The sequence below is a fragment of the Duganella callida genome (genome assembly GCF_004614165.1).
GTDB classification, from domain to species: domain Bacteria; phylum Pseudomonadota; class Gammaproteobacteria; order Burkholderiales; family Burkholderiaceae_D; genus Rugamonas; species Rugamonas callida.
The window spans coordinates 1-14457 of sequence record NZ_SPVG01000028.1; the positions used below are offsets into that span (position 1 = coordinate 1).

Annotated in this window: 10 protein-coding genes; 4 read left to right on the forward strand and 6 right to left on the reverse strand. The window is 64.2% G+C overall.

Going from position 1 to position 14457, the window contains the following annotated elements; translation table 11 throughout:
• Positions 1 to 61: 61 nt before the first annotated feature.
• From E4L98_RS02960 to E4L98_RS02985, 6 genes are all read right to left on the reverse strand, one after another.
• The gene (locus E4L98_RS02960) at positions 62 to 1354 is read right to left on the reverse strand and encodes an alpha-amylase family glycosyl hydrolase (RefSeq protein ID WP_135200082.1); all 1293 of its coding nucleotides are present in this window, start codon (positions 1352 to 1354) and stop codon (positions 62 to 64) included.
• A gap of 9 nt (positions 1355 to 1363) precedes the next feature.
• The gene (locus tag E4L98_RS02965) at positions 1364 to 3715 is read right to left on the reverse strand and encodes a S9 family peptidase (protein WP_135200083.1); all 2352 of its coding nucleotides are present in this window, start codon (positions 3713 to 3715) and stop codon (positions 1364 to 1366) included.
• 72 nt (positions 3716 to 3787) lie between these two features.
• A complete protein-coding gene (locus tag E4L98_RS02970) occupies positions 3788 to 5182 on the reverse strand; it encodes an MFS transporter (RefSeq protein ID WP_229257212.1) in 1395 nt (464 codons plus the stop codon).
• Positions 5183 to 5407: 225 nt separating this feature from the next.
• On the reverse strand, positions 5408 to 5974 hold the full coding sequence (locus E4L98_RS02975; protein ID WP_135200085.1) for a hypothetical protein: 567 nt from the start codon (positions 5972 to 5974) through the stop codon (positions 5408 to 5410).
• Between the two features lie 317 nt (positions 5975 to 6291).
• Positions 6292 to 6999 carry an SDR family oxidoreductase gene (locus E4L98_RS02980; protein WP_135200086.1) on the reverse strand — a complete coding sequence of 236 codons (708 nt, stop codon included), beginning with the start codon at positions 6997 to 6999 and terminating at the stop codon, positions 6292 to 6294.
• A 69-nt stretch (positions 7000 to 7068) separates the two neighbouring features.
• The gene (locus E4L98_RS02985) at positions 7069 to 7647 is read right to left on the reverse strand and encodes a TetR/AcrR family transcriptional regulator (RefSeq protein WP_135200087.1); all 579 of its coding nucleotides are present in this window, start codon (positions 7645 to 7647) and stop codon (positions 7069 to 7071) included.
• 100 nt (positions 7648 to 7747) lie between these two features.
• Here E4L98_RS02985 and E4L98_RS02990 point away from each other — a divergent pair, with 100 nt between their 5' ends.
• The 4 genes from E4L98_RS02990 to E4L98_RS03005 all read left to right on the forward strand — a co-directional run bounded on the left by E4L98_RS02990 (position 7748) and on the right by E4L98_RS03005 (position 14443).
• Positions 7748 to 8473, forward strand: coding sequence for a substrate-binding periplasmic protein (locus tag E4L98_RS02990; RefSeq protein ID WP_135200088.1), 726 nt, complete (start codon positions 7748 to 7750; stop codon positions 8471 to 8473).
• Positions 8474 to 8578: 105 nt separating this feature from the next.
• A complete protein-coding gene (locus E4L98_RS02995) occupies positions 8579 to 10633 on the forward strand; it encodes an alpha/beta hydrolase family protein (protein WP_229257213.1) in 2055 nt (684 codons plus the stop codon).
• A gap of 15 nt (positions 10634 to 10648) precedes the next feature.
• The gene (gene pepN / locus E4L98_RS03000) at positions 10649 to 13285 is read left to right on the forward strand and encodes an aminopeptidase N (protein ID WP_135200089.1); all 2637 of its coding nucleotides are present in this window, start codon (positions 10649 to 10651) and stop codon (positions 13283 to 13285) included.
• A 423-nt stretch (positions 13286 to 13708) separates the two neighbouring features.
• Positions 13709 to 14443, forward strand: a complete 735-nt coding sequence (locus tag E4L98_RS03005) for an NF038120 family PEP-CTERM protein (protein ID WP_135200090.1) — start codon at positions 13709 to 13711, stop codon at positions 14441 to 14443.
• The last annotated feature ends 14 nt before the right edge of the window (positions 14444 to 14457 follow it).

A 14457-nucleotide genomic window follows, 5' to 3' on the forward strand; every position in this document is an offset into this window, starting at 1 on the left:
CTCTACCGTAGCGATCGCTACGGTAGAGCCCGTGACGCAATGAAAGACCTGACCCCGGAGTTTATTCGGGGACGATGATGCGCCAGCGCCAGGGTTTGAGGTAGGCCGGGCCTTCGTCGCCGGCCAGCTTGTATTTCTGCAGCTGGCCGGTGGGGTTGACGATCACGCGCACGTGGTTGGCGCCCTGCTGGCGCCTGAAGGCAAACAGCTGCTCGTTGCCGACGTCCAGCAGTTGCACCGCGCCGCCGGCCGCGCCGTTCCACAGGGCCGGGTTCTGCTTCTTCAGCGCGTTCAGGCCGCCGAAGAAGCCTTCCAGTTCCCAGTTCTTCCAGTCGATCGGGTCTTTTTCGAAGAACGCGAGCTTCTTGTCCAGCCTGGCTTCCTGGCCGTTGTACACCAGCGGGATGCCGGGCAGGGTGTAGCTGAGCACCGCCATCGCGCCCCAGGCCGGGCCGTACAAGTCCTTGTCGGCGCCTTCCCACGAGTTGATGTCGTGGTTGCTGGTGAATTGCAGCCGGAAGGCGTCGCGCGGGTAGGCTTTCGGCGGCGTGCTGACGTAGGCGCGCAGTTCGGCGGCGCCGGCCTGGCCCTTGCCGATCTTTTTCATGATGCCGTTCAGCGGCCAGTCGTAGCTGGCGTCGAAGGCGCGTTCGTGCAGCGCGACGTCGTCCGCTTCGGCCAGCATGAACACCGGCTTGATCTTGTCCAGCTGCGCGCGCGCCTGGTCCCAGAACGCGGTCGGCACCATGCCGGCGGCATCGGCGCGGAAGCCGTCGACGCCGACTTCCTTGACCCAGAACGCCATCGCCTGCGTCATCGCCGGCCACAGCGCCTGGTTGGCGTAATCGAGGCCGATGACGTCGGCCCATTCCTCGGTCTCGCCGGCGCCGTTCTTGAAGCTGACCGAGGTGATTTCGCCCTTGTCGTTTTTCTTGTACCAGTCCGGATGCTGCTCGGCCCACGGGTGGTCCCAGGCGGTGTGGTTGCCCACCCAGTCGAGGATCACGTGCATGCCCAGGGCGTGCGCCTGCTTGACCAGTTTGCGCAGGTCGTCGATGCTGCCGAACTCCGGATTGACCGCGGTGTAGTCCTTGACCGCGTAGTAGCTGCCCAGCGTGCCCTTGCGGTTCTTTTCGCCGATCGGGTAGACCGGCATCAGCCACAGGATGTCGACGCCCATCTGCTTCAGGTTGGGCAGGCTGGCGGCGAAGGCGTTGATGGTGCCTTCCTTGCTGTACTGGCGCAGATTGACTTCGTAGATACTGGAGCTGCGCGACCATGCCGGGTGTTTGGTCTCGGCGTGGGCGGCGGTGAACAGGGACGCCAGCATCAGCGCGGCGGCAAGCTTTTTCATAAAACTCCCTTATTTCAAGGTGCGTTCAAACAGTTGATAGATGCGGCGGTACTCGTCGTACCACGATTCGGCGTGGACGAAGCTGTGCCGCTCCAGCGGGTACGAGGCCAGCTCCCAGTTATCCTTTTTCAGTTCGATGAAGCGCTGCGCCATGCGCACCGAGTCCTGGTAGAACACGTTGTCGTCGACCATGCCGTGCGCGATCAGCAGGTGGCCTTTGAGCTGGCCGGCGTATTCGATCGGCGAGGAGATCCTGTACGCGTCCGGGTCCAGTTCCGGCGAGTTGAGGATGTTGGCGGTGTACTCGTGGTTGTAGGTGGTCCAGTCGGTGACGGGACGCAGCGCGGCGCCGGCCTTGAACTGGTCGGGCGCGCGCAGCAGCGCGATCAGGGTCATGAAGCCGCCGTAGCTGCCGCCGTAGATGCCGACGTTGGCGGCGTCGCCCTGCTGGTTGGCGACCATCCAGTTCAGGCCATCGATGTAGTCCTCCAGTTCCGGATGGCCCATCTGGCGGTAGATGGCGGTGCGCCAGTTGCGGCCGTAGCCGAGCGAGGCGCGGTAGTCCATGTCCAGCACGATGTAGCCCTTCTGCACCAGCAGGTTGTGGAACATCTGCTCGCGGAAGTAGTTCGGGTAGCGCAGCGTGGTGTTCTGCAGGTAGCCGGCGCCGTGCACGAACATCACCACCGGATATTTTTTGCCCGCTTCCAGCGTGGCCGGACGATACAGCTTGGCCCAGACCGGATCGGCGCCGTGAGTCGATGGCACGGCGACGATCTGCGGCTGTATCCATTCGCGCGCCTTGTAGTCGGCGCTGCGGGTGTCGGTCAGCTGGGTCAGCGCGCCGCCGCTGCTGGCGACGGTGCCGATCTGCGCCGGCATGTAGGCGGTCGAGTAGCGCACCAGCAGCTTGCGGCCGTCCGGCGACAGGGTGTAGCCTTCGACGCCGCCCTGCGCGGTCAGCTCCTTCAGCGCGCCGTCCCTGGCGTTGGCGGAGCAGACTTCATAGGTGCCCGGCAGTTTCGGATTGCACAGGAAGTAGGCGGTGCCGCCGTCGGCCGACCATTTGACGTCCGAGGCTTCCCACTTGCCGGAGGTGAGGGCGTGCGATTTGCCGTCGGCCGTCATGGTGTAGATGTGGGCGTAGCCGCTTTCTTCCGACTGGTACCACAGGGTGCTGTTGTCCGGCTGCCAGCCGAAGTCGTTGTAGCGGTTGTTGACCCAGGCCAGGTCGGTCAGGCGGTGCAGTGGTTTCAGTTTGGCCGCGGTCAGGTCGACGGCGGCAATCCAGCGGTCCTTGTTGTCGATCGATTGCGCCATCACGGCCACGCGCTTGCCGTCGGCGCTCCAGCGGATCGAATCCTCGCGGTGTTCGAAGCGCAGGCCGCGATTGCCTTTCAGCGCATCGAGCTTGTGCTCGGCGCGCAGCTGGGCCAGCGGGTCTTCCTTGATGCCGGGCAGGTCGTCGAAGGACAGGTCGGTGACCTTGCGCGTCGCCGTTTCAATCAGTTTCAGCTGGTGCTGCAGCGGGCCGGCCTCGCTGACGCGCTTGCGCTCGTCGTCGGTCTCCTCGTAGCCCGACTCGGTGACGTAGCGCGGCATCTTGCCGATACGGCGCTTGTCGCCATCCTTGGCGGCGGTGACCACCAGCAGATAGCGCCCGTCCGGCGACAGCGCGCTGGTCTCGATGGCGACCTTCTCGCCCAGGTAGATGGGCAGCGGCGCGCGCGTGGCGTCGGCGCTGCGCTCGGCGTTGCGCTGGTCGCGCGTTTCGTCCTTCTCCTGCTTGACGCGCGCCAGCGTGGAGATCAGGCGCAGCTGCATGTCGCGGCGGAAGTCGGGGTCCGGCGCGGCGTCGGGATCCTTTGCGGTGCGCAGCATGGCCACCGGGCCGGCGACGCGGTCGGCGCGGCTCCAGCTGTACCAGTCGGTGCCGACGCGGAACTGCACGTGGTTACCGTCGGCCGAGTATTGCGGATCGGCGGCCTGGGTGGAGCCGCGCCAGATCTGCGTCAGCGCGCCGCTTTTCAGGTCGCGCTCGAACACGTCGCCGTTGCGCAGCAGGATGGCGCGCGTGTGTTCGCGGTTGTAGACCGGATCGGCGCTGTCCATGTTGGCCAGCTGTTTGTCCTCGACCACCTTGGCGGCGCTGCCGTTCAGCAGATAGGTATCGCGTACGGCGGAGCCGTTGCGTTTCTGCTTGTAGTAGATCTGGCGGCTGTCCCAGCCCCACCAAGCCGATTCGACCGGATTGCCGATCCAGTCCGGATTGGCCATGGCCTGGTCCAGGGTGATGGGAGTGGGGGCTGCGGAGACTGCGCTGGCCGCGGCGGCGGCAAGGAGGGACAATACAAAACGCATCGGTTGTTTCGCTTTGAGTTGGGATGATCGGAAGCGCCGGATCGCGGCGCGTTCCAGATTCTAGCCCAAGCTTCAGCGGCGGGCCATCTTATCGGTTTCGCCGTGGCCGGCGCTGGGACCGCCGCGGCGCGGCGCCAGGCGCAAGGCCGCGAGCAGGCAGACGCCGGCGGCCAGGTACAGCACCACCAGCGACGCCAGCATGGCGGCGCTGTCGCCCCAGCGCAGCATGCGTTCGCCGAGCAGGGGGCCGAGCGCGCCGCCGATCAGCCCCAGGCTGCCGACCAGCGCGATGCCGGTCGCGGCGCGGCCGCGGTTCAGCAGTTCGGTGAGGATGGCGGTCAGCAGCGGCGAGGCGGCGGCGATGCCCAGCGAGGCCAGGGTCAGCCCGGCCAGCGACCAGGCCAGTTCCTTGTCGGCGGCGATGGCCAGCGCCAGGCCGCCGGCGGCCAGCACCATGCAGGCGACGAAGTGGCCGCGCCGCTCGCGCCGGCGGTCGGAGTCGTAGCAGATGGCGATCATGCCGACCACGCCGGCCAGGTTGGGAATGGCGGCCAGCACGCCCAGTTGCAGATGGCTGCCCGCGCCCCAGCGCTGCAGCAGCGACGGCGACCACGAGACCAGGTCGTAACTGGCGCCGATCAGCAGCAGGTTGGCGGCGGCCAGCAGCATGATGGCCGGCTCGCGCAGCAGCGACCAGATCAGGGCAGGAGCCGATGGCGCGGGCTGCGGCTCGTCTTCTTCATCGGCGGGGCCGGACAGCGCCTCCTCGTCGCGCTCCAGATCCTGCCCGATCATCTGCTGCTCGAACGACGACAGCCAGCTGGCGTCCTCCGGTTTCTCGTCGAGGTGGAACCAGGCGCCGACGCCCAGCAACGCGGCCGCGAAGCCCTGCAGCAGCAGCATCCATTGCCAGCCACTGAGGCCGCCGACATCATGCATGGTGGCCAGTGTGGCGGCGCACAGCGGCCCGGCGCCGACGCCGGCCAGCAGCGCGGCCGACGAGAACAGCGCGAACGCGCGCGCACGCCGCGCCGCCGGATACCACCAGGTCAGGTACAGGATCACGCCGGGGAAGAAGGCCGCCTCGAAGACGCCCAGCAGGAAGCGGATGATGTAGAACTCCAACGGCTCGCGCACGAAGGCGCCGGCGGCGGCGCTGAAGCCCCAGCACAGCATGATGCGCAGCAGCGTCTTGCGCGCGCCGATTTTTTCGATCAGCAGATTGCCGGGCAGCGCGCACAGGAAGTAGCCGATGAAGAACACGCCGGCGCCGAGCGCATACACATGTTCGCTGAAATCGAGACTGGCGCCCATCTGCAGCTTGGCGTAGCTGACGTTGACGCGGTCGAGGAAGGCCACCGCATAGCACAGCATCAGCAGCGGCAGCAGACGCCAGCTGACCTTGCGGTAGATCGCGTCCATGCCGGCCGCGCCGCGCAGGTGGAGGATACGGGCGCCGTGGCTCATGATGCGATCTCCCTCGGGGCAGGCTGCGCGTTCCAGGGCTGACGGCGGAGATCCGGAAGCGCAAAATCGGTGGCGGGATCGGGCTGCATATGGGCCATATTAGCCCGCACGATATTGCTTAGGCAAGCGTTCGCGGCGCGCGCGCAGGCGCAAAACAACAGCGCCACCGCAGCGCGCGAATGCGCACTACTTTGGCGCAGATGCTGGCTTCAGGAGCGGCGCGAATCAGACCGCCGCGGCGGCGCCGCGCAGCGCGCGCGACTGCTCGCGGTTGCGGCTTGCCTGTGTGCGGCTGTCGTCATTATCCTGTTCGAGGAATTTGCTGCCGATTTCGAACCACTCATCGCTGGAGATCACCTTCTGCGCCAGCGGCAACAGTTCCTGTTCTTCCTTGTCCAGCCGCTTGAGCAGATTCTGGCAATACAGATCGATGGCCTTGCACAGGAACCTGCCTTGCGAGGCGCTGCGGCGCATGGCGCGGTGCAGGCAGCGGTAGACGGCGTTGAGCATGGCGCTGCCGCGCTGGCTCAGACATTCGAGGTCGTTCATGAGGGCGGTGCAATTCGAATCGGCCGCGCGCACGGCGGGCATCAGGCAGGCTTCGACCTTGCGCTGGTGGCGCGCTTCGGCGAAGCGGGTCAATTCCTGCAGCTGGGACTCGATGAACACAGGATCGATTTCCTGCGGGCGGCGCGCGCTGGTCTGCACATATTGCAGCAGGCGCGAAATGAAGTGGCGTTCCTTCTTTTGCTCGATCGAGAGCGTCAACAAGACATAGGTGGCAGTAAGCATGGCGTTTCCCGTATTTCGATGACTTCGGCTGCGCGGTAACGTCATAGAGGAGCGGTCGCGCCCGAGGTGAAGCTGCTACCTTAGCGCGCCCAGCGGCTCATATAACGCCGAGTTACAATTGTTCACAACTGATTGTGAGGCAATACAAAGCGAAGCATTGCCGGCGGGGAAAACGGATTACGCACACGCCAAGCCGGCGGGGAGCGTGTGCTTTTGCACCTGGCTGAGTCCACGATTATGCGCCCATTTGGCGCCGGAAAATACGCGCTTTCTTGCGTGCGCCAAAAATTTTGTATCAATCGAGTCCCGACTTTTTATCAGGCGCGGGCGGCGCCGAGGTAGTAGCTGCGCGGCAGGCTGAAGCCGGCTTTGACCTGGCGCGAGACTTCGTCGGTCAGCACTTCGTCTTCGTTGGCCTCGAGCGCGGTGACGATGGCGCTGGCGATGTCGGCCGGCGCCGATTTCGGCGCGTCGATGCCGGCGGTCATGTCGGTGTCCATGTAGCCCATGTGCGCCGCCAGCACTTGCGTGTTCTGGCCGGCCAGTTCGCCGCGCAGGCTGTTGCTCAGGCCCCAGGCCGCCGCCTTGGAGGCGCTGTAGGTGCCGGTGCTCGGGAAGCTCAGCCAAGCCAGCGCCGACAGGATGTTGATGATGGCGCCGCCGCCGTTCCTGCCCAGCACGGGAGCGAACGCGTGGCTCAGCGCCAGCGGGGCGAAGAAGTTGACTTCGAATTCGTCACGCGCCGCCTGCAGCGCGTCGGCGGTGGTGGCGCCGCTGCCGGTGGAGATGCCGGCGTTGTTGATCAGGATGGTCAGGTCGGGGATCGCCCGCACGGCGGCGGCAACGTCCGCGGCATTGGTCACGTCCAGCTGGAGCGGCGTGACGCCGGCGATGTCCACCGTGGCCGGGTTGCGCGCGGCGGCGTAGACTTTGCGGGCGCCCGCCTTGACGGCGGCTTCGGCCAGGGCTTTGCCCAGACCACGGTTGGCACCAGTGACCAGGACGACGGCGTCTTTGAATTTCATGATGTTTCCTTTCAAGGTAGGTTGTTTCAATATGACCGGTCGTCTTAAAAACGGCCGAAAAAAAATGGCTCAGGCCAGCACCCGGCCCAGCACCATGCGTACAAAACGGTCCAGCGGTTCACGGCTTTGCTCGGCTTTGGCGCGCAGGACGGCGCCTTGCCAGGCGTCGTTGACGAAGGCGGCCAGGTCCTCGGCCGGCAGTGCGCTGGCGATGCTGCCGTCGCGCTGGCCCTCGGCGATCACTGCCGCCAGCAGCGCGCCCGAGCCGGCAAACGCCTGGCGCATCGCCACCCGCATGGCCGGGATCTGGTTCGACAGTTCGGTGCTGAAATTGCCCAGCATGCAGCCATGGTTGTAATCGTTGGCGGTATTGCCGGCGATCATGCGGTCGAAATACTGGCGCAGGCGCTGCAGCGGCGCCACCGAACGGTCTTTCAGCAGCGCGGCGATCTGGCCGACGCCATCGGTATAACGTTGCACGACCTCCAGCCCCAGCGCTTCCTTGCTGCTGAAGTGGTTGTAGAACGAGCCCTTCGGCACGCCGGCGGCGTCGGTAATATCCTGGACGCTGGTTGCATTGAACCCCTTGCTGTGCAGCAGGTTCAAGCTGGTGCTGACGATTTGCTCTTTGACGTTAGGTTTGGCCATGTGTTTAATATGACCGGTCGTCTTAAAAAAGTCAAGAAACTTTTTTAAAAACGGTGCCGGCAGTATAGTTATGGCAATAACCATATCAGAGGGAAACGCCATGCGCCGTTATCTTGTGGCTGCGCTGCTGGGACTGCCGATCATGGCAGCTGCCGCGCCGCTGGAGGTCAGGATGTGCATTTTCGATCACCCGTTTCCACCGCTGACCTACCCCGACGGCTCGGGGCAGGCGCAAGACGTGCTGCGGCGCGCGTCCAGGCTGCAGCCGGTGAGCATCCAGAATATCGTGGCGCCGCGTTTCCAGTGCATGGAGCAGCTGCGCACCGGTCAGGTGGATGCCATGCTGGCCGCCTTCATCGAAGACCGCACCTCGTACAGCGCGTTTCCGATGCACGACTCGCAGCCCGATGCCAGCCGCGCGGTGGGCGAATTGAAGTTCTCGGTGTCGCGCCGGCGCGGCGGCGAGGTGGAGTGGGACGGCAAACTGTTCCATCATCTGGGCCGGCAGCCGGTCGGCACCCAGCCGGGCATGCTGCACGTGTCGCTGCTGCGCCAGCTGAACGTGGTGATCGACGACAGCGCCAACAGCCCCGAGCAGGTGTTTGCGATGCTGGCGCAGCGGCGCGTGGCGGCGGTCGTCACCCAGCAGGGCGAGGGCGAGCAGATCATCGCACGCCTGTACCGCGGCGAGATCGAGATGCTGCCGACGCCGCTGATCACGACGCCGATTTATCTGATCGTCAACAAGGTGTTTTACCAGCAGCACAAGCCGCAGATCGACGCCTATTGGGACGCGGTGCGTCAGGTGCGTGCTGCCAAGCCATAGCAAGTAGCATAAAGTAACAACCTTCCGCTGGCGCAGCCGCTCTTGGTATGATGTCCGATGCCCGGCCACAAGCCGGTATTTTTCTTATAACATCGGAGCAACCGAATGAGAATCCCTATGCTGCTGCTGGGCGCCGCGATGGCGTCCAGTGCCGTGGCCGCGCCGCGCGGCTTCACTGTCGAAGACCTGGTCAACATGGAGCGCGTCGGCGCCCCGGTCCTGTCGCCGGATGCGACGCGCGTGGTGTACACCGTGCGCGCGACCGACATGGACAAGAACCGCGGCAACACCCAGCTGTGGCTGCTGGATCTGCGCCATCCGCAAGCGGCGCCGCTGCGTCTGACCCAGGCCGCGGCCAGCAGCTCGGACCCGGTGTGGTCGCCGCACGGCGATGCGATCTACTTCCTGTCCGGACGCTCGGGCTCGTCGCAGGTGTGGCGTCTGCCGCTGGGCGGCGGCGAGGCCGCCAAGGTCACCGACCTGCCGCTCGACGTCGATAACTTCCGCCTGTCGCCTCAGGGCGACCGTCTGGCCTTCAGCGTGGCGGTGTTCCGCGATTGTGCCGATCTGGCCTGCAGCAAGCAGCGTCTGGATGAGCAGGGCAAGGTCAAGGCCAGCGGCAAGGTCTACGACAAGCTGTTCGTGCGCCACTGGGATACCTGGGCCGACGGCCGCACCAATGTGCTGTATTCGGCGCCGATCGATGCCACGGGCAAGGTCAGCGCGCAACCGGTCAGCCTGAGCGGCACGCTGGATGGCGATGTGCCGTCCAAGCCATTCGGCGACAACGGCGAGTATCACTTCAGCCCGGATGGCAAGACGGTGGCGTTCTCGGCCCGCATCGCCGGCAAGACCGAAGCCTGGTCGACCAACTTCGATGTCTACACGGTGCCGGCCACCGGCGGCACGCCGAAGAATCTTACCGAAGACAACAAGGCCTGGGACACCAAGGCCATTTATTCGCCCGACGGCAAGACGCTGGCCTACCTGGCCATGGACAAGCCGACCTTCGAAGCCGACCGCTTCCACCTGGTGCTGCTCGATGTCGCCAGCGGCAAGAAGCGCACCGTCGCCGGCGACTGGGACCGTTCGATCGCCAACTACGAATGGACCCCGGACAGCAAGGCCATCCTGGCCAGCGCCGATGATATCGGTCAGCACCGTTTGTTCCACATCGACGTGGCCAGCGGCAAGGTGGCGGCCATCACCGGCAAGGGTCATGTGGATGCCTTCGATGTGGCGAAGGACACCATCGTGATGGCGCAGGCCAGCCTGACCTCGGGCGCGCAGCTGTACAAGTTCAAACTCGGGACTTCGGGCGAGAAGGCCGAGCAGCTGACCAAACTGAATGAGGCGGCGCTGGCCGAGGTCAAGTTCGGCGAAGTCGAGCAGTTCTCCTTCACCGGCGCCAACGGCGAGAAGGTGTACGGCCACGTGACCAAGCCATGGAACGCGCAGCCGGGCCAGAAGTATCCGATCGCCTTCCTGGTGCACGGCGGCCCGCAGGGCAGCTTCGGCAACTCCTGGAGCTATCGCTGGAATCCGCAGGTGTATGCGGGCGCCGGCTATGCCACCGTGTTCATCGACTTCCACGGTTCCACCGGCTATGGCCAGAAGTTCACCGATTCGATCAGCGGCGACTGGGGCGGCAAGCCGCTGGAAGATCTGCAGAAAGGCCTGGCGGCCGCGGTGCAGAAGTATCCGTGGCTGGACCGCGAACGCAGCTGCGCGCTGGGCGCCTCGTACGGCGGCTTCATGATGAACTGGATCCAGGGTAACTGGTCCGACGGCTTCAAGTGCATCGTCAATCACGACGGCGTGTTCGATACGCGCGGCATGGCGTATTCGACCGAGGAGATCTGGTTCACCGAATGGGAAAACGGCGGCTCCTATTACGACGTGCCGCAGAACCACGAGAAGTTCAATCCGGCGCTGAAGGTGAAGAACTGGAAGACGCCGATGCTGGTGGTACAGGGCGACATGGACTTCCGCATTCCGACCGCGCAGGGCATCGGCGCGTTCACGGCGCTGCAGCGCCAGGGCATCCCGAGCAAGTTCCTGTTCTTCCCGGACGAGAACCACTGGGTGCTGAAGCCGGCCAACTCGGTGCTCTGGCACCACACGGTGATCGACTGGCTCGACACTTACCTGAAGAAGTAAGCGAGGAATCCACACATGAAGAAATACCTGATCGCCGGCGCCATCGCGCTGGCGTTTGGTGGCGTGACTGCCGCCGTACCCGCCGCCGCCAGCGCGCCGCGCGCGGACAACCAGTTCCTGTCGCAGGAAGATGCGGCCGCGCGCTCGGCGCGCGTCAGCAATGTCGATTACACGCTGGCGTTCGCGTTGACCGGCAAGGAAAGCTTCAGCGGCACCACCACGCTGAGTTTCGACCTGAGCGACGCGTCGCAGCCGCTGACCATCGATCTGGACAAGGCCACCATCGCCAGCCTGAGCGTGAACGGCAAGGCCGTGACGCCGCAATACAACCAGTGGTTCATCACGCTGGCGCCGCAGGATCTGGTGGCCGGCCGCAATACCGTCACGATCGCCTACTCGCGTCCGCACAGCACCAATGGCGAGGGCCTGCATCGCATGGTCGACCCGGTCGATGGCCGCGTCTACACCTACTCGCACTTCGAGCCGGCGGCGGCGCACCAGATGTTCCCGGTGTTCGATCAGCCGGACCTGAAGGGCACGTACCAGGTCACGGTCAGCACGCCGGCCGACTGGGTGGTGTCTTCGACCACGCGCGAGACCAGCGTGAAGGAGGTCGATGGCGGCAAGCTGTGGACCTTCCCGCGTTCGAAGAAACTGAGCCCGTACAACTTCTCCATGCACGCCGGCCCGTACAAGGTATGGGAAGACAACAGCGGCAAATATCCGATGCGCCTGTTCGCGCGCCAGTCGGTGGCGTCGCAGGTGTCGCCGCAGGACTGGTTCAAGTACACCAAGGCCGGCCTGGCCTTCTTCGACCAATACTTCGGCATCCCTTACCAGTTCGAGAAGTATGACCAGTTGCTGGTGCCGGACTTCCTGTACGGCGCGATGGAAAACGCCGGCGCGATCACCTTCGCCGAAGGCCGTTTCCTGCACAAGGAAGAGATGACGGCGGCACAGAAGCAGTCGCTGGCCGGCGTGATCAATCACGAGATGGCGCACCAGTGGTTTGGCGACCTGGTGACCATGAAGTGGTGGAACGGCCTGTGGCTGAACGAGAGCTTCGCCTCGTTCATGGGCACGCTGGCGACCGCCGAGGCGACCGAGTTCACCAATGCCTGGCAGGGCTTCTACTCGGGCGGCAAGCAGGCCGCCTACGTGCAGGACCAGCGCGTGACCACCCATGCGATCGAGACGCCGGTGCCGTCGACCGCGAACGCCTTCGACAACATCGACGCCATCACCTATTCGAAAGGCGCGTCGACGCTGAAGCAGCTGCGCCATCTGCTGGGCGAGGAAGTGTTCCGCCAGGGCGTGCACAATTATCTGGTCAAGTACCAGTACCGCAATGCCAGGCTGGATGACTTCATCGGCAGCCTGGGCGAGGCGGCGCACCGCGATCTGAGCGGCTGGACCAAGGAGTGGCTGTACGAGCCGGGCGTGAATACCATCGCGGCCGACTTCAGCTGCAGCGGTGGCAAGGTCAGCGCCTTCACGCTGCGCCAGAGCGCGACGCAAGAGCTGCCGACCTTGCGCGAGCAACGTGTGCAGGTCGGTCTGTTCAAATTGGGCGCGCAGGGTCTGGCGTTGAGCAAGAACGTGGCGGTGACTTACAAGGGCGCGGCCACCGCGGTGCCGGAACTGAAAGGCGCGGCCTGCCCGGACCTGGTGTATCCGAACTATCAGGACTGGGGCTTCGCCAAGGTACAGCTGGACAAGAAGTCGTTCAGCGCGGCGCAGGCCAACCTGAGCAAGGTGGATGATCCGCTGCTGCGCTCGATGCTGTGGCAAAGCCTGTGGGACAGCGTGCGCGATGCCAAACTGCCGCTCAACGAATATCTGAAGACGGTGCTGGCCAATGCGCCGGCCGAGAAGGATTACACCCTGCTCGGCGATATCGTCGAGAAGATCCACGCTTCGGTCGCTTATCTGAATGCGATGGGGCCGTCTGCCGCGAAGTACCGCGCGCAGGTGAGCTCGCGACTGGAGCAGATGAGCTTTGCCGCCACCAGGGCGGCCAGCGACAAGAACTTCCAGCGCCGCTGGTTCGCGACCTATATCAGCGTGGCCAGCAGCCCGGCCGCGCTGACGCAGCTGGCCGATATCCTGGACGGCAAGCTGGTGGTGCCGGGCCTGAATGTCAGCCAGGATGTACGCTGGGACATCATCAAGCGCCTGAACCGTTACGCCTATCCGGGTAGCGAAGCCCTGCTGGCGGCCGAGCAGGAGCGCGACAAGTCGGACAGCGGCCAGCAGGCCGCCATCGCCGCCGCCGTGATCCGTCCGGACGCCAAGGTGAAGGCGCAGTGGCAGGCCACCATCGCCGATCTGCAGACCAAGCTGCCGTTCTCCAAGGTGCGCACGGCCATGGGCAGCATGTATCCGGCCGAGCAGGGTGCGCTGAACGAGGCCACCGCCGGCGAGCGTCTGGCGTCGCTGGCGCAGGTGGACAAGGCGGCCGGCCCGGTCTACATGCGCGCCTACAGCGCATCGATGATCCCGGCCACCTGCACGCCGGCCAGCGTGCAGCGCCTGGACGCGGCAATTGTTACATTACCAGATTTGTCGGCTGGAACTAAACGTTCCATTTTGGTAACAAGGCAGGAAGATGAACGCTGCGTTGCCATCAGGAAAGCCATGACAGTATTTTAATTGGCGCGTTTCATCGCATGAAAAGCCAGCCGGCGTCGGCTGGCTTTTTTTATAACGGATGTTACAAGCTGTTACATGTCTTTAAAAAGACGAAGCAGGCGACTTATCCGATTATATCGATTTATATCAGGAACTTGGCGAGTGCTGAAAGATTTGGATATGGGCTGACTTTTGCAGAATTACAACGAAAATCCCCCGCTACTGAAACACTTTTGTTACATCTTCATGACAATATTCTCATAGTGTTAACGGAATTTTATTCGGCGAACTGAATGGATATTTAAACAATAAATGTTGGTGTTTGATTACTGAGTACATGCGCTTTGTCTTATATTGATTGTTACTTTTTCTAAAGGAAAAGTAGCAGGGCACGAGCCTGGCGACCGACTGGGCGACTCCATCCTTCAACCACAAGGCAGAGCAATGAATCAACTCAAGAAAACACTGACGGCGGCCACCTTGGGCGCTTTGGCGCTCATGGGCGCGGCGTCGGCCATGGCTGATACCATCGATTTCGAGTCCCAGTCGCCGACCGTTTACGGCGGCACGGAGACCTTCACCGAGGGCGGCTACAGCTTCCTGGTGATCGACAGCACCGCTTCGGAAACCGGCATGGGCTTCGCCGGCGCCATCGGCCAGGGTTCCAACCCTTACCAATGCGACATCGCGGCCTGCCCGACCGGCAACAGCAGCAATTACTACATCGGCACCAATGACGGCAGCCTGCAGATCGCGCGCAGCGACGGCAAGGCGTTCCGCCTGTCCAGCCTGGATTACGCTTTCCTGCCGCCGATCGACAACCTCGGCAGCTATTCCTTCGGCCAGCTGACCATCACCGGCAACACCGTCAACGGCCCGGTGAGCGCCAGCTTCGACTTCCCGACCCTGATCGGCGGCCAGTCGCCGTTCCTGACCGCCAGCCTGCAAAGCCAGTTCGGCAACACGCTGTTCAGCAGCGTCACCATCGGCTCCTGCGTGTTCACCGACGCGCTGTCCTGCGTGAGCCCGGCCGGCAACCAGGCCCAGTTCGCGATCGACAACCTGGTGCTGGCCGCCGTGCCGGAGCCCGAGACCTACGCCATGCTGGGCCTGGGTCTGGCCGCCATCGGCCTGGTCGCGCGCCGCCGCGCCCGCGCCGCCAACACCAACAACGTGTAACCGGAGAACCTTCT